At 45.1% G+C, this 24,164-nt stretch carries 14 protein-coding genes; all 14 read right to left on the bottom strand.

Annotated elements, in window-relative coordinates; translation table 11 throughout:
- Positions 1–61: 61 nt before the first annotated feature.
- A complete protein-coding gene (locus CS948_RS02435; RefSeq protein WP_099290168.1) occupies positions 62–3,112 on the bottom strand; it encodes an efflux RND transporter permease subunit in 3,051 nt (1,016 codons plus the stop codon).
- Positions 3,113–3,227: 115 nt separating this feature from the next.
- The gene (locus CS948_RS02430) at positions 3,228–4,313 is read right to left on the bottom strand and encodes an efflux RND transporter periplasmic adaptor subunit (RefSeq protein ID WP_099290167.1); all 1,086 of its coding nucleotides are present in this window, start codon (positions 4,311–4,313) and stop codon (positions 3,228–3,230) included.
- 145 nt (positions 4,314–4,458) lie between these two features.
- On the bottom strand, positions 4,459–5,385 hold the full coding sequence (locus tag CS948_RS02425) for a magnesium transporter CorA family protein (RefSeq protein WP_099290166.1): 927 nt from the start codon (positions 5,383–5,385) through the stop codon (positions 4,459–4,461).
- Between the two features lie 150 nt (positions 5,386–5,535).
- Positions 5,536–6,549, bottom strand: coding sequence for an endonuclease (locus tag CS948_RS02420; RefSeq protein WP_099290165.1), 1,014 nt, complete (start codon positions 6,547–6,549; stop codon positions 5,536–5,538).
- Position 6,550: 1 nt separating this feature from the next.
- Positions 6,551–9,655, bottom strand: coding sequence for an ATP-binding protein (locus CS948_RS02415; RefSeq protein ID WP_099290164.1), 3,105 nt, complete (start codon positions 9,653–9,655; stop codon positions 6,551–6,553).
- A 118-nt stretch (positions 9,656–9,773) separates the two neighbouring features.
- Positions 9,774–10,127, bottom strand: a complete 354-nt coding sequence (locus tag CS948_RS02410) for a carboxymuconolactone decarboxylase family protein (protein ID WP_099290163.1) — start codon at positions 10,125–10,127, stop codon at positions 9,774–9,776.
- A 7-nt stretch (positions 10,128–10,134) separates the two neighbouring features.
- A complete protein-coding gene (rseP, locus tag CS948_RS02405) occupies positions 10,135–11,475 on the bottom strand; it encodes an RIP metalloprotease RseP (protein WP_099290162.1) in 1,341 nt (446 codons plus the stop codon).
- A gap of 94 nt (positions 11,476–11,569) precedes the next feature.
- On the bottom strand, positions 11,570–12,742 hold the full coding sequence (locus tag CS948_RS02400) for a 1-deoxy-D-xylulose-5-phosphate reductoisomerase (RefSeq protein ID WP_099290161.1): 1,173 nt from the start codon (positions 12,740–12,742) through the stop codon (positions 11,570–11,572).
- A 25-nt stretch (positions 12,743–12,767) separates the two neighbouring features.
- On the bottom strand, positions 12,768–13,634 hold the full coding sequence (locus CS948_RS02395) for a M23 family metallopeptidase (RefSeq protein WP_099290395.1): 867 nt from the start codon (positions 13,632–13,634) through the stop codon (positions 12,768–12,770).
- Positions 13,635–13,729: 95 nt separating this feature from the next.
- Positions 13,730–13,981 (bottom strand): hypothetical protein, encoded by a 252-nt coding sequence (locus tag CS948_RS02390; RefSeq protein ID WP_099290160.1) that lies wholly within the window; start codon positions 13,979–13,981, stop codon positions 13,730–13,732.
- A 132-nt stretch (positions 13,982–14,113) separates the two neighbouring features.
- Positions 14,114–14,290: a hypothetical protein gene (locus CS948_RS21540; protein WP_176554876.1), complete on the bottom strand. Its 177-nt coding sequence runs from the start codon at positions 14,288–14,290 to the stop codon at positions 14,114–14,116.
- Positions 14,291–14,636: 346 nt separating this feature from the next.
- Positions 14,637–15,341, bottom strand: a complete 705-nt coding sequence (locus CS948_RS02385) for a hypothetical protein (RefSeq protein WP_099290159.1) — start codon at positions 15,339–15,341, stop codon at positions 14,637–14,639.
- Entirely contained in the window at positions 15,325–19,929 is a 4,605-nt protein-coding gene (locus CS948_RS02380; RefSeq protein WP_255301832.1) for an RHS repeat domain-containing protein, read from the bottom strand. The genes CS948_RS02385 and CS948_RS02380 overlap by 17 nt, the downstream gene beginning before the upstream one ends.
- A 20-nt stretch (positions 19,930–19,949) precedes the next feature.
- The gene (locus tag CS948_RS02375) at positions 19,950–23,810 is read right to left on the bottom strand and encodes a hypothetical protein (protein ID WP_141560864.1); all 3,861 of its coding nucleotides are present in this window, start codon (positions 23,808–23,810) and stop codon (positions 19,950–19,952) included.
- Positions 23,811–24,164: the final 354 nt, after the last annotated feature.

The following is a 24,164-nucleotide window of genomic DNA, read 5'->3' as shown; positions in this document are numbered from 1 at the left end:
ATCAACTTGTTTTATTCCTTTCAAAAAACTCATGAATATATCCATTTTCAATTTTGCATTTTCAATTTTCAATTTCTTCTATGATCCGCACTTTCTTTGCAGACAAATACGTGTAAATAGCCGGAATCACAAAAAGAGTCAATAACGTGGAACAGACCATACCACCCACCACGGCTATACCCATAGCGACACGGCTTTCTGCCCCGGCTCCCGTCGCCATTGCCATCGGCAAAATACCTAATATCGTGGATAAACTGGTCATCAGAATCGGGCGCAAACGTGCCACGGCAGAATCCTCGATTGCTTCCCTCATGGATAAGCCTGCCGCCTTACGTTGATTCGCAAATTCCACGATCAGAATACCGTTTTTAGATACCAATCCGACTAACATGATAATACCGATCTGGCTGAAAATATTCATCGTCTGCCCGAAGTACCATAAGGTCACCATTGCCCCTATCAAGGCTAAAGGCACGGTAAACATGATAATCAACGGATCCCGGAAACTTTCGAACTGCGCCGCCAATACCAGATAAATAAATACCAAAGCCAACATGAAAGCAAACATCAAACTGGAAGAACTTTCCACGAAATCTTTCGAAGTACCGGACAAGGTAGTTTTAAAATCGTCATTCAACACCCGATCCGCAATCCGGTCCATCTCCTCCAATCCTTGTGAAAGCGTTACCCCTTTCGCCAATCCTGCCGACACGGTTGCCGACACGAAACGATCGTAACGATACAATTGCGGCGGCATCGAACTCTCGCTAATAGAAATCAAGTTATCCAGATGCACCAACTCTTTATTGGCATTTCTCACGTATATACCTTGCAGGTCACTCGGTTTATTCCGGTCTTTACGTTCCAACTGACTCAATATCTGGTACTGCTTCCCGTCCATAATATAATACCCGACACGTTGCTCGCTCATCGTCAACTGCAACGTTTGAGCGATATCCTGCACGGAAACCCCCATGGCTGCCGCCTTATCGCGGTCAATGTTCACGGTCAACTCCGGTTTCGTGAATTTCAAGTTCAAATCAGAAGCCGAGAACATCGGGCTTTTATTCACCTCATCCATAAACACGGGCAACATCTCTTTCAAATCTTCCAGATTCTTCGCCTGAATCACGTATTCCACAGGCAATCCACCGCGACGTCCTCCGAACGTCTGTTGTTGTGAAACCAAAGTACGAGCCCCTGTAAATTGTCTTACCTTCAAAGCAAGTTCATCGGCAATCTCCTGTTGTGTACGTTTCCTGTCATCCGCATCAACCAACCACAACTGCAAGCTCGCCCGATTCGTCTGTCCGCCCCCGATAAACTCGATGACTTTCTCCTGCTCCGGCACAAAATCCTCAACAAAAGTTGAAATCTCATCCGCATACCGGCTCATGTATTCGTATGTCGCACCCTCCGGCGCCACTGAATTCAAGCGAATATTGGAACGGTCTTCCAAAGGAGCCATCTCTGACGGTATCAACAACCAAAGAAAATAAATAGCCACCCCGGAAGCGCAAAGGATAATAATAGATACATAACGCACTTTCAAGAACATCTGCAACCATCGTCTGTACATATCAGTCATCCCCACGAAGAAAGGTTCCGTTTTCCGGTAGAACCAATTCTTGGCAGCATCCCGGGTCAATAATTTAGTGGAAATCATCGGGGTAAACGTCAACGCCACGAATGACGACACGCAAACCGCCCCGGCAATAACAATACTAAACTCACGGAACAACCGTCCTGTCGTCCCTTCCAAAAATACAATTGGAAAGAACACCGCCACCAGCACCACCGTGGTAGCGATTACGGCAAAGAAAATCTCGTTAGCCCCCTTGAATCCCGCTTGCAAAGGCGACATTCCCTGCTCTATCTTCGTAAAGATATTCTCCATCACCACGATAGCATCGTCCACCACCAACCCGATCGACAGCACGACGGCAAGCAAGGTCAGAATATTGATCGTGAAACCGGCAATATACATGATAAAGAAAGAGGCTATCAATGATATCGGGATTGCCAGCACGGGAATCAATGTCGTCCGCCAACTCCTCAGGAACAAGAATATAATCAATACCACCATGATAAACGCCTCGAATATGGTATCCTGCACCTCGTTGATAGAACTACGGATAAATACCGTATTATCAAAAGCGATTGTCGCGTCAATATCATCCGGCAAATCCTTCTCCAAATCCTTCATCACCACGTATGCCCTATCCGCGATATCGATATAGTTTGCACCCGGCTGCGGTATCAAGGCACACATCACCATCGGAATCCCGTTACGCTTGGCTATACTTCGGGTATTCTCGGCATCAACTTCCGCGACACCGATATCGCTAAACCGGATAATCTGTGCACCATTGCGGGCTATCACCAGATTATTGAAATCATCTATCGACATTAAACGCCCCAACGTCCTAATCGTCAATTCCGTGTTATCTCCTTCTATACGACCGGAAGGCAACTCGATATTTTCTTTTTCCACAGCACTCTGCACGTCCATCGGCGTCAGCCCGTAAGCTGCCAGTAACGCCGGGTCCATCCGCAAGCGCACCGAATAACGCTTCTCTCCCCAAATATCCACGCTACTAACCCCGGGAATCGTCTGCAACCGTTCCTTATAATAACGTTCGGCATAACCGCTCAAGTCAATCAGAGAACGTTGTCCGCTTCGCAAAGAAATAGCAAATATCGGTTGAGCATCCGCATCTGCCTTGTAAACGGTAGGCGGGTCTATATCTTTCGGCAAACGCCGCAAAGAACCGGAAACCTTATCACGCACGTCATTAGCGGCAGTTTCCAAATCCACGTCCAACTCAAATTCTATCGTGATTCGACTCTGCCCGTCACGGCTGGTACTACTTAGCGAACGGATTCCTTGAATACCGTTAATCGCCGACTCCAACGGCTCGGTAATCTGCGTTTCGATCACGTCGGCATTCGCCCCCACGAAAGACGTGGAAACCGAAATCACCGGGGGATCAACACTCGGGTAATCGCGTACTCCCAAATACAACAACCCGATTGAACCGACAATCACCAAAAGCAGGTTCAACACGGTAGCCAACACGGGACGTTTTATACATGTCGAAGATAAACTCATCTAATTTTAGATTTTAAATTTTAGATTTTAGATTCCTACCGCACAAGACCGACGCTTAGGATTTCACCTCCATAAGCCCCGCACCTTTTCATTTTCAATTTTCAATTTTCAACTTTCAATTATTAAGGCTTACATTCACCGCCATCCCTTCACGTAACTGCATCAATCCGCCGGTCAACACAGTATCCCCGATTTGGATTCCTGCCGTTACCTCAACAAACTTATTATCGCGGCTTTCCGTCTGCACGGCGACACTGGTTGCTTTGCCGTTTTTCAGTACCCACAAACGCTTACCGTTCATTTCGGGCACCACGGCTTCCGTGGGAATCAAGATAAATTTCAATCCTTCCGCCGTGTTCCATTGTCCCTTCACGAACATTCCCGCCATCAGGTTATCCGTGTTTCGATAACGGGCACGCAATATAGCTGCATGCTTATCATTGATCTGCGGGTCTACGGCATACACTTCCGCGCTAATATCATGCTCCAATCCCGCCACTTCAAAAGCAATCTTCCTGCCCACGATAGGAACTCCCACGGTATATTTCTCGGGTATCACAAATTCTACTTTCAGAAAAGAATTATCCACGATTGTGGATACTTTCGTGCTGGGTTGCAGGTAACTCCCCACGCTCACGTATCGAAAACCCATTTGTCCGTCAAAAGGAGCCCGAATCTCAGTACGGATAATCTTCACCTTCAGAAGTTCGATATCCGCCAGATTCATATTATACTCCGTTTCCAACTGCTGAAATTCTTCCACGCTTATCGACTCCCGCTTCAACAACACCCGCAAACGCTCCAACTTCGCTTCCTGCAATTTCTTTTGAAACTCCAACCGCTCCAACTGAGCCTTCAAATCGGAATCGTCCACCTTCACCAACAAATCACCCTTCTTTACACGAGCTCCCTCCTTAAACGCAATCTCAACAATTTTCCCGGCAGTTTCCGAAACCAACTCCACCTCCTCGTTAGCCACCAACGATCCCGTCACCGGAATACCGGTTGAAGAAGTTGCAAGAGAAGCCACAATACCGGTTACCGGTAGCGCCCCCCTCGATGCGGCACGGGGTGATGCAGCCGTTTTCGGGCTATCGTCAGCACTATCACTTGAAGAAAAATCCAAACGAGGGATCAATATAATACCCACAACAACAATCGGTATACCTATCTGTAAAACTCTTTTTAATCCTTTGTTCATATTAAAAACATTACATACAATTACCTTAGTGTTCGCTTACTTCACAGGCATTCACGACACTATTGTTAAGACATCAAATATCTTCAAAAGTTTATTGGCAAACCGTTAAGACTTTGTTAAAATACCAAGGATTTTAAATTTAATTTCAGAACCAATGCCTCCACTTGAACACCACGAACCCGAACACGGAAAAAAGAATGGAAATCACGATCACGATCAAAAAACCATACGGGTTTTCCTCCAGTGAATTGGGCACGTTCATCCCGTACAAACTGGCTATCAACGTCGGCAACATCAAGATAATAGAGATAGAAGTCAATCGTTTCATCACGATATTCAAATTATTGGATATCACCGAAGCGTAAGCATCCATCGTCCCGCTCAATATATCGCTGTATATTCGAGCGGAATCTTGTGCCTGCCGCAACTCGATCTCCACGTCTTCCACCAGATCCTCGTCAAAAAATTGCCGTTGCACCTTCAACGTCTTCATCTTGATCAGCAAATTATCATTTCCTCGCAACGAAGTGATAAAAAAGACCAAAGACTTTTCGATCTTCAACAATCGCTGCAACTCCTCGTTACGAATGGACTTCTCCAGTTCCACCTCCGCCATGTGCATCTGCGCATTGATCTGCTTCAAGTATTTCAAGTACCAAACCGAAGAAGACAGGAAAAGACGGAACACCAAGTCCCAGTTATTCGCAATCTCCAGATTCTTCCGGATCACGTAATTGATAAAATCCGGTATCATATCCGTCTGGTGGTAACACACGGTCACGAACACATCTCCTTTCACGATAATACCCAGAGGCACCGTGATAAAAGGAATACTGTTATCTACCGATTTGAAAGGAATACGCATAATCATCAGCGTCCATCCCTCTTCCACTTCCAGACGGGAACGCTCGTCAACGTCCTCGATGTCATCAATAAAAGCCTCGGGAACACCCTTTTCGTCGATTAAATATCGAATATCTTCTTGAGTTGGTGAAACAACATTAATCCAGCAATTGGGTTCCCATATTTTTTTCTCAACGAACCCTACTTTACCCATTAGGAAAGTTCTCATAATAATTCCTCCTTCAATTTATGAATAGAGGCTTTATTCGGAACCCCTACTCAGATTAATACCGTTGATGATAGTCGTCCATATCTTGTTCTATGAATTTTGCCACAAAAGTAATCTTTTATTTTTAAGATAGTTGCTTTACAACTGGTTTTATTTTTTCAGATCAATAAACACGGGAAGATGATCGCTATACCCACCGATATACTTTGGCCCCCTGTAAGTCGGTTTCGGACGTTTTCCAAAACTTCCCTTTTCTTCCTCCATCAAAAAATCGGAAGCCACAATTTCCATTCGCCCGGAAGAACGCAAACCATGCTTTCCGTCCAACAAAGTCCCGGAAACAATCACGTGATCCAGCGTCTGCCACTCTCCCTTGAAACGATAACTTCCCCGAGTCTTTCCCAACAAATAATAACCGGTATTATAAAGGTCGCGGGAGTTTATTTCTTGTCCCTCCGGATTTTTAGTCCCCAACGCCTGTTGTGCACGAGTATTTGCCCGTCCGTTCATATCCCCCATAATCACGATCATCGCTTCCGGCTGACACGATTGTATTGAATCGACCTTCTCCTTTACAACAGAAGCCGCTTTCACCCGTTTCCATTCACTTTTAGCCTCCCCGCCCCGCATGGAAGGGAAGTGACAGACAAAAAAATGCAACGTATCGACTTCCCTCAATACCCCCTTGCAATAAAGGATATCCCGGGTAGTTTCCCCTTTCCTCAATTCCACGGGGAAAAATTGACTTCTCAATTCCCGCAACACCGTTGTATTATACAAAAGAGCCACATCAATCCCTCTCGCGTCGGGCGAATCCTCGTGTACAATCCCGTAATTCCCGTCAGCCAATCCGGTTTTTCGAATCAGGTCAAATAAAACCTGTCGATTCTCCACTTCTGCGAGACCGATAATCGTCGGCAATCTTTCGCTCGCGAGCAACGCCCTTGATATATTCAATATTTTCCCGTGATAACGTTCTTTTGTCCAATACATTTTTCCACGCGGGGTAAAATCTCCGTCCACTTTCAAAGAATCTTTACGAGTATCAAACAGATTTTCAACATTATAAAACACCACACGATAAGAATCCGTCTGTCCCGACGCTCTCCAGTGAAACAGGCAGAAAAGAAGAACAAAACATCCAAAGACACATCTCGACTGCATGCTACAATAAAATAATCCTTTTTTCCAGCAAATGAATAATTTTACTTTTCAACACATTCGCGTTAATCGGCTTGGCGGCATAAGCATCAAAACCACTCGCCATGATTTTCTCTTCATCCGAGGCATAAGCATACGCCGTAACGGCAATAACGGGTACGGTTGAAGATATTTTACGTATCTTTTGAACCGCCTCGTATCCATTCAATTCCGGCATATTAATATCCATCAACACCAAATGCGGGCGATGTTCCTCGAACAAATTCACCGCTTCTACCCCATTCCACGCGTGTACCAGCTTATAATCTTTCTTCAGAATAGACTCGAAAAGCATATAATTACTCGGGTTGTCCTCGGCAATCAGAATTTTCAATTTGTCCTTTTCCACCGCTTCCTGTATGACAAACTCGTCTTTTTTGTTCTCCTCGCGATGTAATTTCACGGGATTATAAGGTACTGTAAACCAAAATGTAGAACCATTACCGATTTCCGACTCCACCCCTATTTTTCCACCCATCCGTTCCACGATAGTTTTACAAATCGGCAATCCTAACCCCGTTCCTTGGGCGAAAGAATTTAACTTCACGAAACGTTCAAAGATAGCCTCTTTCTTATCGGCACTAATTCCGCAACCGGTATCCGTCACGTAAAAATACAAGGTATTCTTTTCCAGTAAATGATACCCGAAGCGAATACTTCCCTTTTCCGTGAATTTCGTCGCGTTATTAATCAAATTCGCTATAACTTGAGTCAATCGGTTCTTCTCCATATGTATACAACATTCCGGCAATCCTTCCTCGAAAACAATTTCCACCGCGGAAGTTGTCAATCGCAATGCGGAAGTTTGCTCCAGTTCATGCAACAAAGCGTTCAAATCAAAATCCGAATAAACGAACTCCATCGAACCGGATTCGATTTTCGAGAGATCGAGAATATCATTAATCAACTGCAAGAGCAACTTGTTATTATTCTCGATGATATTCACGTACTCCTGCTTTTCACGCTCCTCTTCCGCAGAAGCCAATATATTGGAAAAACCGACAATAGCATTCAACGGCGTTCTGATCTCGTGGCTCATATTCGCGAGGAAAGCCGACTTCAGACGATTGGATTCTTCGGCATGTTCCTTCGCCTCCCGCAAATCCAGTTCCATCTTCTTACGTCCCGTGATAACCAAAGAAGAACCGACCAATGATAAAGCCTTTCCGTTCTTATCCTTTTTCTCCACGGCAGCCTGCGCTTCCACCCACTCGAATGAATAATGGTGATTATTCCTGTCCAGAACCCGGTACTCCTCTTTTATCTTTTCCACCTTTCCCTCAATCAAGGCAGAATAAGCCGCACGTACACGTTCCCTATCATCCTTGTGAATCTTGGAGAAGTATTGCTCTTGAGGTACAGACAAAGTATCTTCACCCCCTTGGTAATGTTGCAACTCTATCGGGCGATTCACGTCACACAACATAGTCCCGTCCTCCAAATTCCAACGCCACGGGATAATATTGGCAACATCCAATGCCATTGCCAACTTATAATTCACTGACTCCAATAGCGCTCTCGTGTTCCGTAAATCGGTAATATCCACACAAAACACATCGATCATCCCGATTTCCTCTGAAGCAACAAGCAACACTTCGAAATATTTCTCTATCGACTTATGGTAATACTCTATCGTGAAAGACTTCTTTTCGGCAAGCATCGTCTTGTACAAGACCAAATACTCTTTATAATTACTATTCAGAATATCACTCCCTCTCTTGCCGACAATATTCTCACCACCTTTAAAATACTTGCAAAACATAGGATTAATAACTTGCACGACATAATCCTCCAGTTCCCCCCGATTATTGTATATCAATTTATGCTTCGTGTACGCGATGGGCATATTTTTAAATAACGCCTCGTATTTTTTCAAAAAAGACAATTCCTTCTCGTGCAACGACCGCTCCTTCCTCATCAAACGTATCCTCTCCCACATCAAATAAAGCGAGAATAATAAAACGACAACAACAAATATCATGTACCGGTTCTTGGACCAGAAACTCTCCGGAACAAAAAAGTAATGTGCGTTATCAGGATATATTGACGCGGGAATACCGGCTTTCTGCAAGACATTATAACACAAATAATAATCCGGTTCAACTTGTTGCCAAGCAACATCCTTGGGACTCTTTCCCGCCATGATCTCCCGTAATGTCCGGGCGACCGTATGCCCGAACTCCTGTCCCGAATAAAAATATCCTCCCGCCAGCTCTCCATCCTCAATCCCGATATCTTCCAATATAAACACGGGATGATGATCGAAAGTACTTATCGTCTTATGGTTATTGCATGAAATATATTTATTGCCAACCATACCCTCGCGTTGAAACCAAGAGAAATACAACAACCCGACCTTGTTTATATCAAAAGAAGATATCGAATCCAGCATATCATCCATAGTCATCTCCCCCTCCGTGAAATAACTTACTTGAAGGTCCGGAAAATACTTCTGACAAACTTCCCGCATCTCGTATCTTACCTGCGCACTAACATAACGATGATCGGAAATAAGGACTACCTTTTCCATTCCGGGAAGCAACAATTTCATTTCATCAATCGTGCCCCTCACGTGAATGGGGCATTCGACAACCGTGGCATTATATCCTTTTGTCAGTTCCCGAACAGATTTTATCTCTCCCGGAACAATCTCTTTTTTTTTCAGCACGGAAGCCCATGATGTCACATAATCTTCCTGCACGCAAAAGATTATCGGAACATCTTTCCACACCCCGTTAAAAGCATCTTCAAACAAACACCACGCGGGAGCCCCAAGCACCACGATACAACGGGGTAAAGGAGCCGAATGTTTTTCTATTATTAAACGTTTCCTTTGCCGCGCGATGGAATCCTCCTCGACCAAAAGCATATTGAGGGACTCGACAAGAATATCCTCCTTGATCGAAGGATCTTTCCGAAGGCTGTCAATCACGTAATTCGACCACACGGTAACATCCGTGTACGAATTAATAACCAAGACATTATCCCGATCACGAGCCCACGAGACCGAAAACTCAAACAGAACAAAAATAAATAAAAAACCGCTCCGTAAAATATTCTTTAAGCACATGCCACATTTACCTTTATAAACGAGTACAAAGGTACAAATATAGCTTGAACTAACAACCGGAAAATGAATTAATTTCCCTATCTTGCCCGCACTTCGCAAATCACGGAATCGGCAATCACTAAATCTCCGAATATTTCCCCAGTTCCTCCCAATACTCCAACGCCCGCCTCGTGTGGGGAATCACGATAGTCCCTCCGACAAGATTGGCTACCGAGAATATCTCGAACAACTCCTCCGTGGTCACCCCGAGTTGATGACACTTTTCCAGATGATACTTGATACAATCGTCACAACGCAAGACCATGGAAGTTGCCAATCCCAACATCTCTTTCACCTTGGCGGGCAAAGCGCCATCCATATATGTATTCGTATCCAAATTATAAATACGTTTCATTACCTTATTATCAGCGGCAAGAATCTTTTCGTTCATTTTAGCCCGGTACGCCCGGAACTGTTCAACCATTTCACTCATAACTCTTTCAATAAATTCCGATCAACTTCAAAATATCATTTATATTCGCGAATAGCAGCAAGAATATCAAAAAGAACATTCCGCCTATCTGGGCATTCTCCATAAACTTCTCGTTCGGTTTGCGACGGGTAATCACCTCGTACAACAGGAATACCACGTGCCCCCCGTCCAAAGCCGGTATAGGCAACAGGTTCATCACACCCAGAATCAATGACAGGAAAGCCGTCAAATCCCAGAACGCATGCCAATCCCATACACTCGGGAAGACATTTCCGATAGACACGAAACCTCCCAGAGATTTGATCGCTTCCGGGTTTTTAAACAGCTTGAATTGCTTCAAATAAGATTTTACCTTATCCACTCCCATGTTGATACCCGCGGGCACGGACTCCAAGAATGAATATTTTTTCACGGCAAATTCGAAATCGGCTATAATCCTCGGCTGTATCCCCATGAGCTTGGAGTCGCCCATATCGAGATAGAGAGTTAATGTATCCTGCCCTCGCAACACTCTCACGTTCATCACGCTATCCCGATGATTCATCACCAGTGACTGGAACTCGTCATAATAAGTAAATCCCCGTCCGTCTACCTCGATAATCGTGTCGGTCGCCAACATCCCTGCATTCCTTGCCGGTGCGTCTTGAGCGAAAGCCACAATCTCACCGTTATACTTGTAACGAGGTGCCAACAAAGCCTTCTGGTCAAAACCATTGGAGGAATAAGCCAGTATCTTCTTGACCAAAGTAGGGGGTATATCGAGGCTCACGACCCGTTCACCTCGCAACACTTGCATAGTCTTCGGCTCATCCAGCAAAAGATGAAGCATAATATCGCTGAAACGCTCTACTTTCTTGTTATCGAAAGACAAAACGATATCCCCGTTACGCACCCCCGCATCCAACATAATACTGTCACACACGACACCGTATTTCACGTTTTCCGCCGGTAGATACTCCTCGCCCCAAGTATAAAGCACCATAATATATATAAAGAATGCCAGCAGGAAATTCACCAACACCCCGCCAATCATGATCAACAACCTTTGCCATGCCGGTTTGGAACGAAATTCATAAGGTTTTGGCGGCTCTTTCATCTGCTCCAGATCCATCGACTCGTCAATCATCCCGGAGATCTTCACGTACCCCCCCAAAGGCAACCACCCCATCCCGTACTCGGTTTCCCCCTTTTTAAAACGGAAAATCGAAAACCACGGGTTGAAGAAAATAAAAAACTTCTCCACCCGTACCTTGAAAAGTTTTGCCATGAAGAAATGTCCCATCTCGTGCAACATCACGAGAATCGACAAACTCAACAAAAACTGTAATATCTTCACTAATACATCCATGTTCTGATTTTAGATTTCTTGATTTTAGATTTTAGATTCCGACCACACAATCCCTCCCGCCCGTGAAGTGATTTAATAATTCCCGATCTTGTAATTACTTCATTTTCAATTTTGCATTTTCAATTTTCAATTGTTCTGCTATTCTCCGTCCCTCCCGGTCGGTCGCTATATAATCCTCCAACGTCGGCTGCCCGATAAAGCTGACTTTATCCATCGTTTCCTCTATCACGTCAGACATCGCCGTGAAAGAGATTTCCCCTCGCAAGAAGGCAGCCACCATCACCTCGTTCGCGGCATTCAACACGCAGGGGGCATTACCACCGCGATTCATCGCCTCGTAAGCAAGTCCCAAGTTGCGGAATGTCTTTATATCCGGTTTCTCGAACGTCAAGTTAGAACACACGCTAAAATCCAGACGGGGAATATCGGAATGTACCCGTTCCGGGTAAGTCAACGCGTATTGTATAGGCAAACGCATATCAGGTACACCCAGTTGGGCTTTCACGTTCCCGTCTTGAAACTGTACCATCGAATGTACCACGGATTGGGGATGCACCAGCACTTCAATCCGCGAAGGCTCCACCCCGAACAACCACTTCGCCTCGATAGCCTCGAATCCCTTGTTCATCATCGAAGCGGAATCAATGGTCACCTTGGCGCCCATGTGCCAATTCGGGTGCTTCAGAGCTTGAGCGGCAGTTACCGTCCTTAAATACTCGTGATCTTTCCCCCGGAAAGGTCCCCCGGAAGCTGTCAACAATATCTTCTCTATCGGGTTATTATGCTCTCCCACCAAACACTGGAAAATTGCCGAATGTTCCGAATCCACGGGCAATATCGCCACCTTGTACTCCTCGACCAGACGATTGATCAAATCCCCGGCGACAACCAGCGTCTCTTTATTTGCCAATGCGATCGTCTTTCCCGCTTTTATCGCGTTGATCGTCGGGAGCAAACCGCTATACCCGACCATTGCCGTTACCACCACGTCAATAGTAGACGTTTGCACGACTTGAGCGATAGCGTCACTTCCCCCGTATACTTTTATATCTTCATCCCGCAACAAATCCCGCAACTCCCCCAACTTCTCCTCGTTCCCGATCACCACCATATTAGGTTTAAATTGTTTCGCCTGTTGCGCCAACAACTCCACCTGATTATTTGCCGTGAGAACTTCCACGCGAAACCGTTCCGGGTTAGCCTCGATTACCTGTAATGTCTGTGTCCCGATAGACCCGGTCGATCCTAATATTGCTATATTTTTCATTAATTTCTAATCGTAAAAACTCCATTCACTTAAATTTAATAAACGTCTCCGGGTTCAATGCTTTCCCCCCTTGCCACAATTCAAAATGCAAATGCGGTCCCGTTGTTTCCTCCCCGGTATTTCCCACCACGGCAATAGCCTCTCCCGCTCGTACAAAATCTCCCTGCTTTTTCAACAACACCGAATTATGCTTGTATATTGAAACCAGATTCCCTTGATGCTGCACTTGAATAACGTATCCCGTCTTGATCGTCCAGTCGGTAAAGATCACCACACCATCCAGCACGGACAACACGTTAGAATTTTGCTTCGCGACCAAATCGACACCGTAATGACGGGTTCCCTCGTCAAAATGATTCGTCACGATACCGTCCAACGGTGAAAAGAAATGATAGAAATCATCATCCGAAAAACTGACTTGTCCCAACGCCAAATTATACCGCTCCTCTCTCTCCATCACCTCCCGGAAACCCGCTTCTTCTTGCGACACGCCCAACATCGTCGTGTCATAATTAATTTTTACGTTCTCGCTTGAAGCCATGTAATGAGTCGTATCCAACACCTCGTCCCTCAAAATCATCTGGATGGAACGCAGGAAACGATCTTTCTTCTCCACCTCGTTCAATAAAGAATCTACCCGTAAGGCATTCTGGGTAAGCTGTCTTCTCAACTGTTGACTAGGGTAACCGGGAATAAATTCTCTCAAATTCGTGAAAGCAATTAACATGATTGTCAAAATAATCAACACCACCGCCAACGAGCTTAAAGCCGTCAGCACCTGCAAGGGGGATAGACGAAGATGCATCACCTCCTCGTAGGTAGACTCATTAAAAATGGTCAACTTGTAGCGATTCTTTAATTTATTCCAGTATTTCCGTTTCTTACTCTTCATCCGAATATTTTTAGCCTCCAAAAATAGTACAAAAATCCAATTTTCCCATCCTGAAGGTTTAGAAAGTTTCATAATTCATCATATTCACGTTCGTGTCATAAACATGATTCCCCCTGCGACAGAACTTCCTGGCGAGTAAACATCACCGTCGGGATAGTCTGAATACTCTTGGTCAAAACCGTCAATTGGTTACCCGCATAATCGTAAACGAAGTTATCCTCCACGGTCACGTTAGCCGTCCTCTGCAAAGTCTTGATATTCCCGTTACGGTCATATGTGATTCCCTTTTCAAGATAACTACCCGCCAAAACTACCCATGAAGTTTCACTCTTCTCTTTTTGAATCATGCCTATCAAATTGTTCTACACATAATAAAAAAGAGTATATCAACACAAGACTTTCTTGTACTGTCAAAATAAAAATCAAGGAGAGAACTGTTCTCCCTCCTCAATTTCCTAAATCTCTATATACAACACAAGTTACTTATGCGAGTAAACTTGTTTCAGGGTAATACACTCCGTCAAACCCGTCAACTGGTTACCCGTGTAGGCGTAAACGAGATTATCCACCACGGTCCCGTTAGCCGTACGCTGCAATGTCTTGATATTCCCGTTACGGTCATACGTGATCCCCTTTTCAAGATAACTACTCGTCAAAGCTACCCATGAAGTTTCACTTTTCTCTTTTTTGAATCGTGCCTACCAAATTATTCTACCTATAATAAAAGAAAGAGTATATCAACACAAGACTTTCTTGTACTGTCAAAATAAAAATCGAGGAGGATACTGTTTCCCCTCCTCAATTTCCTAAATCTCCATATACAATACAAATTACTTCTGCGAGTAAACTTTTTTCAGGGTAATACAAGGCGAAACTTCCCGGCGAGTAAACATCCTAGAGCTTTATTTTCAATCTTTACTTATTTAATCTATTAGATATCTATAAGATAGATGTCGAGGAGAACAATAAATATTCCCCCTCGATTATTTTTATAAATTTTATCTATAAATCTACATAATCATTAAAATACAAGCGAGTCGTGAATATGATTCTAGAAAGATTCAATCTTTTACAAGTAATTCTGAAATAATCTAACACCTCTTTAAAGTAGGGATACTCTAGTAATTGCTCGTGCTTACCTTCATTTTTTACAACAAGTTTATCCGCTTTCACAATATATTCTGCAATAACAAGATCTCCTTCATCCTTTTTGGATGTAAAAAGAAGTTTAGATTTCGAGTAATGTTGTCGAATCTTAGTTAATTCGCAAGAAATCATATAATTAACTTTCTCATGAACAGGATTTTCATCTATATCAAAAGCATGAACACCAACAAGATAAGGGGATATAGAAAGTAACGATGCCTGTTTAAAGGAGTAGGATGGTATAGCAGCAAGTATTAATTTCCCTGATAATAATTCCACATAACCTTTTCTAAACCTAATACTCATATCCGATTGATTCCTTGTGATTTCTCGTATTGTTTGTTCTTGATAAATATCTTCTGCTCCTTCAAATTGAAAATATCTTAACATATCAAGAATATTTTCAGGATCTTGAAAATATGTATTTTGATATCCCGTTAATAATAACTCCAAAAATGGATATTTTAATTCTTTAGTTTTTGATGTTATATTAATTTTACAACTTATTAATAACATAATCAAGCATATTAATATTCCATGCAATTTATTGATATTTTTCATATTCAGCTCGCATTTTTTTGTGAAATTTATTTTTACTTTCTAGAGTCGGAAATACAAATATTATTATTTTAGACCTTGACGAACCTTTTATATTAATATACATGTTATATCCAGCACCTATGCTTGTTGAACTAATTGTAGCATTCAATTTCCTTTTGTTATCTCCTAGCTCAAAGATTCCATTCATTTTAGTTCTATCTTCACTAACAAAATAGAAAGCATTACTACCTTGAAATTTGAATGGATACATGTTACCATCAGCCAATCCAAACTTATCTCTCTCAAATTTTAATCCGATATCAAAATTGACGGATTTTTCTATAGGTTCATCTTGCATCCAAGAGTCAAATTTATCTATTGCTTTTCTATACTTAAAATAATTGATAAATAATTCATCTATTTTTTTAAACAATTTTCCTTCCCATGTTGTAAGATTCATAATATCACCAAATAAACTGTAATAAACATTACCTTGTATGTAGGTTTGCCCTACATACTTTCCTTTAATTTTCCTTCTATCTAAATCTTTTTGGGAATGAATAGATGCGTCATAAGTAAGTTCATTTTTCTCGTTAAAATACCAATCATATAGCTGTCCATCTTTATCCCGCAAAATAATAGGATTATTACCACTAAAATGATAAGGACTTTGAGATAAATAATTTTCTTGCAAGGGATCAAAAACGAACCACTTACCCAACGCTAAATTCCCCATTCTTATTCCATAGTCAAGATAACCTAAACCTCCCGTCACCTGCTCCTCCTTCCCGTTAAACTTGAACCTGTTAGCCGCCAATTGAGGGTAGTCCGATCTCACGTGTCTGGCTCCGAAAGGATAGTAATCATTCCGCTCCTTCACCACACCGTTACCATCAACTATGACCCGAACGCTACCCAGGTGATCCGTCAAGAAGTAATTCACCTCTTGTTGACCACCACTCGTACCCGTTGTCCGGATAACTCCATCCCCGAAACTCGCTGACTCTAGCTGCATGCCCGCGCTACTCTTTTTATATGTCAAAGAACCCAAGTAATCAAAACCGTTAGCATCCCCGCCATCTTTCACCCGCAACTTCGTGCCGTCAGCGAGGTAACTGTAACTCGCCTTCACGGTGCTCCCGGTCTTAACCTCGCCCAACAAATTTAATACATTATAAGATAAATTCAAAGCACGACGGCTATCATTTATCATGTTACCGTTAAAGTCATAAGCGTAACTACCGGCAGCGGCACTTCCCGGCAAGTAAACATCACCGCCAGGAGAGGTTCGAACATTTTCAGTCAAACCCGTCAACTGGTTACCCGTGTAGGCGTAAACGAGATTATCCACCACGGTCCCGTTAGCCGTCCTCTGCAAAGTCTTGATATTCCCGTTACGGTCATACGTGATCCCCTTTTCAAGATAACTACCTGCCAACGTAGACCACGTCGACCCGCTCTTCTGTTTCTGCACGGTCCCCGTCAAGCGATTCACTCCGTCGTACGTGAAACCGTACATCAAAGCCGCACCCGTTCCCTGCTGCCACTCCCACTCGCTAATGTTACCGTTCCAGCAACCCACGCTTCCACCGGAGGGACTCTCGTAACGCAACTTCATCTTGAAAGGTGCACTCTCTTTACCCGTCAACCATCCCCTCGCGTTATACGCCAGCGTTTCCGTCAACCCGCCAAGAGCACGTGACACCAGCCGACCCACGGCGTCGTACGTGTAACTCACCGTCGCCGGGCTACCACCGTTCAACCTCGTCTCGCTCGACAGCAAACGCCCGCGGTCATCGTACGAGTTCACGGTTTCCAGGACGTCCGTTTTGCCCCCGCCCGTTTGGTGGCTTTCACGCAGTCGCACCACGTTACCCACGAAATCGTACTGCAAGTCAACACGGCTCAAACCGCCTTGAAGGTTATCGCTAACAGTCTGGATTACCCGGCACTTGTTATCATGATAAGTTGTCGTGGTCAACCATTTCTCGGGAGTTACCCCCAGCACTTTCGTCCTCACGCTCGTCACTAGCCCGGCAACCAGGGTATGGTACCCCGTGGCGTACCCTTCCGTCGACTGGAAGGGAAGAACCGGCACGTCAGCAGTACCCCTGTAAGTATCGTACAGGGTATATTGTAGCGGGGTGCGATTCCCCGCCGGGAGGTAATTATCACTACTCGTCGCCGCCTCTTGCAGCGCGGCGTGACTCTTCACCGTTCCCGCGAGCACCACCTCCCCCGTTTCAACCACCCGGTTCTGACTGTCATACAGCGAGTAACTCCACTTGTCGGCGTTCTCCACACGTTGCTTACCGTCCTGGCTCATCACCAGCCTGTCACGCTTGTCATAAACCATGTACACGGGGTCACAACCCGGCAACTGTTTCAGGGTTAACCTACCGAAACGGTCATGTTCATAGTAATACCCGAATTGCCGTATCGCTTCCGTTGCCCGGGTAGCCGTCGTCCCCACCCGGGCACTCGCCTCCGGCGACAAAACGTACCTCAACAGACCACGGTCATCGTGAACGCTGTAAGTTTCCAATCGATTACCCTCGCTCTCCACGTTCACCGCCAGTACCGTCCGATCCATGTTATCCGTGTACGTTTCCACGCGTTTCCCGTCCTCGTCCACGGTCACCACCTTCTGTAAACTCCCCGCACTATAGTATCCTGCCTGCACCAGCTCCCCGGTCTCCTTCACCCGGTACAAGCGAACCTCATCCGCCCCGTTCAAGTGATAGCTTGTCGCCACCCCCTTTGCCGCCTCGTGCCAGTTCTTACCGGGACCCGTTCGCTTAACCACCCGGTCAAGAGGGCTACCGTCGTGTTCCGTCAACGTGTACATGTAACCAGCGTCGCCACCACCGAACATCGACCACCTCGAAGGCGAAAAGGCGTCCGGCACCAGACCGCCGCCATTACCTTCCACGGCATAGGGCACGTACTCCCGCTCCACCCGACCGAAAACTCCACGCCGGTGAACCGTCACGATATCGCCACCGCCACCGGGACTACCGTTCACCTGGATCTCTTGCAGCGGGCGACCGAAACCGTCAAGGTAAGTCACGTTACTTACCGTCCTGGCAGTCGTTCCCGGCGATGTAGGGTCAAGGTAAACGGTCTCCACGACATAGTTCGCCGTCGACGTGTAATGAACGCCGTTATCCCGGTCAACAGTCACGCTACCCGTCATCGGCACGAAATAATCCTGTAAACCGGCCTCTATCGTGTAAGTACCCGGCTCGCTAGCGTTAAAAGAGAGGGCACCCCCGGTACCTTGCCGCGACGCCACCACGTTACCCTCTTTCAGCAAACGGTAGGTGAGTGTTGACTGGGAAGCGGGCAACGTTATCTCCACCGGGTGATTATTGTATATGGTACCCCCACCGGAAACACTCTCCCTCGTGATCTTCGGCCAGATACCCACGTTGCCGTTCATCCAGACTTCCCGCCCGTCCTGCACCGCTTTCACTCGATATCGCCCGTGCGTTCGCAAAAGTGAAAATTGTTGGCTCGAGAAATAAGGTTTATCAACTAGCTCGTCATTGCAATATAACTTGTAATCGACCAGTATCTGTTGACCGCTCATCTTGACCGTCCCGTGACTGCCTTCAGCGATTTCTCCCCCGCCGCTCAAATCGTACACGTTCAAGGTACCCCCGGGCGGTTGAGATGCCTCCAGGAATATCCTGTTCACTAGATTCAAAACAAGAGAAGAACGTTTCGTCGTGTCGCCGCAATTGGGTCCCCGGGCTACCACCATTTGCCCGGTTGTCGGCGTGGGAAAAACAAACACCAAGGCAAATGTCGAATCCCACGTGGTGCATTCTCCCTCCAGAACTGAATGCATGATCTCTTCAAGTTCCGCTCTTCCTTGGGAATATTCCGAATCAATAGTGAAAGGAATCATCTTGCTTTCACCATCCTTGGATAGCGCTACCCGCGGTGGGGCAGACACGGTTATTTTCCCTTGTAACACGCCGTAACAAGAAATTTGAGCGTAGCCGTTCATACTTTGCGTTATATTACCGCGAGTGGCCTTTATCGTGTAATTACCTGTCCCGGTAACAAAAAAACTCAACGACTTCCCCGTGCCCGGCAAGGAAGCTTTCAAGGTCGTTCCCAGGTACAAGTCATAAGTCACACCTTGTTCCGAACCCGTTAACGTCACGGGTGTTTTTTTCCCGGGATATATCGTGGCGTTACCGCCAACCGTGAACGTTTTAGGTATCACCCCCGGACCGTATTGATAGACAAAATGTGGTCTGCCTGTCAGGAGCGAGGGGAACACGCACCACCTGGGTTCTCCCGTGTCATTCGCCTGCACTTGTACCAAGATCACTCCCGTCAAGGGAGAACTTGACGGGACCACGTCAACAACCCGCAACCACGTCCAGGATTGCTGCTGTAAAAAATCATTCATCCACGTGATCATCGTTTGTTTATCTAAAGCCTCTCTCGCGCTATATTGTAGCGTGAAATAACCTTGAGTACCGTCTACCTTGATCGTGTCCGGGTTTGCCGATAAATCCAGGCTGGGATAAGCTTGCCCCATCGTCAACAAGGACAAGAACAACATGCAGGCTAACAATTGTAATCGTTTCATAGCTTTCAGGTTTAGGGTTATCAATTCAATTTCACCACGTTATACAGGCATTCTCGAATCACGTTTCCACGCTCGTCCTTCACTCGAACCAGACGTCCCGCCGCGTCATACTCGTTCAACTCCAGTTGACCGTTTTGATTGAACTTGCAAAAAACAGTACCGTCCAAATTGTAGGAGGTCGCCTCGAATGCCACGTTATCGGGAACTAAAGCACAGTATGCTACCCCGTTAGAGGGTCGGCTTATTTTCACTGAAGTTACATTCTCGTGACTACCGAGATCTAAATCGAAACACTGCAAAGAATATCCCGATGAATTGGATAACTCGAATTCACCCGATGCCCTTCCCCCGGAATGCTCCACCGTGTAATTTATATAACCGGCACGATCTTTCACAATAACGAACAACCTCACACGCTTGGTTTCCGGGAGTACCGTTATTTCAAGAAGATCGTTACAGTTCCAGTAATCTTCCATACCCGGCAAATAATTATATTTCAAAACATTAAATTCCCGTATTATACCTCTCTGTATAAACTCACAGATGTTATAGACCAGGTAGCGCAAATCGGTCAACTCGGGGTGTTCGTCAGCAAATTGCCAATATCGTTCCCGGAATGCGTGAAGATACCGATAATTATTTGCGCTGACACTATCCAGTAAAGCGTAAAATTTTTCAAGTGCCATAGTTTGCCGGGCTGCAACCACGAGGATCACCTCTTTCATAATATCATGTTCTCGGCTCCAGACATAATATCGAAACTCTTCCGATTCCAAGCTTTCATCTATTCCCTCGAGTATCTGCCAGAATCTCGAGCAAACAGAATAAGCCTTCTGTAACATTTGCATTTCACGAATCGTCTGCGACGATTCATCGTATTTCTTCAAGTCTATCGCCGCCACACCGCATGCTGATGCATGTTCCGCTTTCAATATCATGTACCCCTGATTGGAGTCGTAACATCGGGCAACTTCTCCCGTGCTCGTTTTGATGGTTACGGGCAAGTATCGTTGACTGCTTTTCCGGTAAACGACATCCTGTTCCTGCAAATAATTAGTTTGCCCCAGCGTGAACAAATTCACATCGGGTGACGCAAGCGAAGAAAATGCCAGCGTGTTCGTGGTACTCGGATAAAAAGCGTATACCTGTGCCACCCCCCAGTAACAACAACTATCCTCCTGCAGCATCTCATGCACGAAAACGCACTCTTTTTTTATCGTGTCACCTTTCAACTGGCTCTCCTTGACAACCGGGGTCAGAATATTCTTTTGTTTCATCATCTCGAAAACCGGGTTGGAGGCGTTTCCCATCTCCGTCACCCGTTTCGTGACCGTAGTGCTCATTATTCCCTTGGCATCTGTTGTCGAAACACGCGTGGGATAACTCGAGTTCACAACATTATCATAAAAATATTCTATCTTTTGATAAGGTGTCCCGGTCGCTTTACTGGAAAAATCAGACATCAAAGGCTCGCTCGTGACTTGAGATTCAAACCGGTACACGGCTTTCTCTTTCAACCGTGTTTTTCCCCCGTATTTAATACAATAGACTTGTTCCGGCAATCGCACACTCACGCGAGGCTTGATATTATACAAATAATACTCCTTATACGGATTAATATAATGCAGCAAACTACCATCCTGGTATAAAAAAATGTCCCCTTGTCTTCGATAATAATCTTCCAGGAATTCTTCGTCCATATAGTACTCATAGGCTTTAACTTGCGTGATAGCACGCTTGTAACTATCTGTCGTGTCCGCAGGTACGAAATACCCGTTTCCAGACACATAATACAAATCGGTAGCATATTTGAATTTCACGAGCTCCTTGAGCCCACCGTTACTATCATAAATCGCTTCGCCAAGTGGCAAACTCGCTAACCAGAAAGCGTGTGGTTCTAACGGGGAAACGACAGGAGTACCATAGAACAAATAAGCTTTTGTTCCTTTTCCACGGGTAGTTTCCAGCACGTACGGGTAATAAATCCCGTTATTGCCCGTGTTCACGCAAGACATATTCGTGTATTTCATCCTCGAGTGCGTGACGTTATCACGAAAACCGGCATACTCGATGTTCTCGTGATTCGATACACGCGAGAAAACGGGAAAACCTCGCATGGGATACCGGTAATGAATCGTGTCATGCGTGTTGCTCTTGTCATCATCCACTTGCAATGATTTTATTCGGATTCCCCCGAAAAGATCTGAAGTGAAAGTTATCAGGGTATTGCTTTCATAATCAACAATCATTTTTCCTCCCATCGTTGTCGTGATTCTTTCAAGAGACCCTATTTTAGCGTAATCCGCATCCACGAACTGACTATACCCTTTATCGTTATTCCCTGACTTGCGCCTGTAATATCCCCACGCGTCCACGATCTCTTCCCCGGGCGAGGGACTCGTGTAATAATCAAATTTAATCCCCTGAACCTCTTGCCCGTTCTTGTCCAAAATACACAATCGGTTTAACGTGTTGTAACCATTTAGTCTAACACTCGAGATCACCCCTCCCAACACGTCTCTCGACAAAATTTGTTCAAGACGGAAGTTTCCCCACCCGCCCGAATACTTAAACTCGATAAATTGCCCGTCACCCGAGATATGGGTTAAGACGGGAGATTTTACGGTGAACGCCGTCCCACTCGAACACTCCCGCAAAGAAACATTATAATCCACCTCGTCCAAACTCCGCGTGACGCAACTTTTAGCCGCCCTGAAAAACGAGGCAGCCATTCTGGCGTTATGGGACGATGAATTCTCGTACGTGCCGATTAACTGGTTTAGTGTTTGAATCAACGCATTGGAGGCATTCGTTATGCTAGTGAAATTCGCCACTTGCCCCATGATCCTGAAATTAGCGTTTATAGCCGCTTGTCCGGCTTCAAAATTCGGGTTACGCACCCATTGTCCGTTTCCCATGTACTTGTACAACTCGTTATTCAACTGCATTTCAAGGGAGAAACTGTTCAAGTAATTTTTAGCCTGACGAATATCTTGGTCAAATTCGTCTTTATATTTCCCGAAATCAAACACCCGTTCCCGCATTTTACTCCCGTAAGAATACTGGGATTTATAAGAGGAATAAAACCTTGTCGTGTTAATATCTTCTTGCGAATTGTCGTAAAGTCGCACTTCCGCCAGGTAAGTAAACTCGATAGGCCTTTGATTACATGGTTCTATCCGGTTCAAGTACCACGACGAGACATAAGTTTTATCTCGAACCCCGTTAAAACTGATGGCATCTTCCTTCATGATATCAACGGAATACTCTTTTTGCCTGTAAATATACCGGTTCCCGCTTTCATCCGTCACAATCCAACCGTTGATTTCCTGCCCTCGGTTCGATTCACACTCTATACGGACATTTGTTCGCTCCAAAGGGTCCGCGTGTATTCGGCAGTTCTCGTCCATCTTGATTATAAAATTCACGGATCGTCCATTAAAAACCACAGTAAAAATATCGCATTCCCCGTCACGTTCCCGCTTGTTCACCCTGGTAACATCCTCTGGCAAAGGAAGCGCATCACGTCTCCTGGCTTCCCATAAATATCCATGATATGGAGTTTCGTCAGCAATCCCTCCCCGTATCGTTCGAGTAACAACGCCTCCCGTGTTCAGCAACCAGTTATACCCCACGATCCCGCTCGCGTCCTCTTCCCTTACCCCTCTAGCCGCATAATCAAGACTGATAGGCAACTGAAAATCACCCACCCCGAGACTGAATAATGGAACCTTGTAATGAAAAATTCCGGTCGAGTGCTCCACCGTGACATTCTTGGCATCCAGGTAACCTTGAGCCTGCTTGCTCGGTTCAAAGTCCTGTGCGCCCACTGTTCCTCCCGTGAAAAGGATACAGCAAAACAATAACATAGTCCGTTTCATAATCATCTGTTATTAGTAATTAGCTTTCAAATTTCAAACTTCGACACGTGTAAGAAGGAAAATTTTCCTCTCGGTTTAGAGGGAAACTAAATCATCGGCACTGCTCCTGTTTTCACAACAGGAGCTATCGCCAGTAACGAGAAAAACTGAATTTCTTTATTGATATGCTTGTAACCAGAACCATAACGAAGCATGTACTATTCAAAAAATACCTGTTCATTGACTTATACTTGTAAAGCCGACATGTAAATATACAAAAAAATACGAATATTCAAACTAAAAAAAAGAAAAAATCATCCCCGACCTCATAATTTCTCACTTCGAGCGCCCCAGATCACGATGAAGTCCTATAAC

The organism is Butyricimonas sp. Marseille-P3923, from assembly GCF_900184685.1.
Lineage (GTDB): Bacteria > Bacteroidota > Bacteroidia > Bacteroidales > Marinifilaceae > Butyricimonas > Butyricimonas muris.
Note: the sequence above shows the minus strand (reverse complement) of the source record. Positions and strands in the feature narration are given on the sequence as shown.

Coding starts and splice junctions, on each gene's coding strand:
- rseP (WP_099290162.1), bottom strand. CDS start 11,475: ATGGATGTATTAGTGAAGATATTACAGTTTTTGTTGAGTTTGTCGATT.
- CS948_RS02425 (WP_099290166.1), bottom strand. CDS start 5,385: ATGAGAACTTTCCTAATGGGTAAAGTAGGGTTCGTTGAGAAAAAAATA.
- CS948_RS02395 (WP_099290395.1), bottom strand. CDS start 13,634: ATGAAGAGTAAGAAACGGAAATACTGGAATAAATTAAAGAATCGCTAC.
- CS948_RS02385 (WP_099290159.1), bottom strand. CDS start 15,341: ATGAAAAATATCAATAAATTGCATGGAATATTAATATGCTTGATTATG.
- CS948_RS02375 (WP_141560864.1), bottom strand. CDS start 23,810: ATGAAACGGACTATGTTATTGTTTTGCTGTATCCTTTTCACGGGAGGA.
- CS948_RS02415 (WP_099290164.1), bottom strand. CDS start 9,655: ATGTGCTTAAAGAATATTTTACGGAGCGGTTTTTTATTTATTTTTGTT.
- CS948_RS02430 (WP_099290167.1), bottom strand. CDS start 4,313: ATGAACAAAGGATTAAAAAGAGTTTTACAGATAGGTATACCGATTGTT.
- CS948_RS02435 (WP_099290168.1), bottom strand. CDS start 3,112: ATGAGTTTATCTTCGACATGTATAAAACGTCCCGTGTTGGCTACCGTG.
- CS948_RS02380 (WP_255301832.1), bottom strand. CDS start 19,929: ATGAAACGATTACAATTGTTAGCCTGCATGTTGTTCTTGTCCTTGTTG.
- CS948_RS02390 (WP_099290160.1), bottom strand. CDS start 13,981: ATGATTCAAAAAGAGAAGAGTGAAACTTCATGGGTAGTTTTGGCGGGT.
- CS948_RS02400 (WP_099290161.1), bottom strand. CDS start 12,742: ATGAAAAATATAGCAATATTAGGATCGACCGGGTCTATCGGGACACAG.
- CS948_RS02410 (WP_099290163.1), bottom strand. CDS start 10,127: ATGAGTGAAATGGTTGAACAGTTCCGGGCGTACCGGGCTAAAATGAAC.
- CS948_RS02420 (WP_099290165.1), bottom strand. CDS start 6,549: ATGCAGTCGAGATGTGTCTTTGGATGTTTTGTTCTTCTTTTCTGCCTG.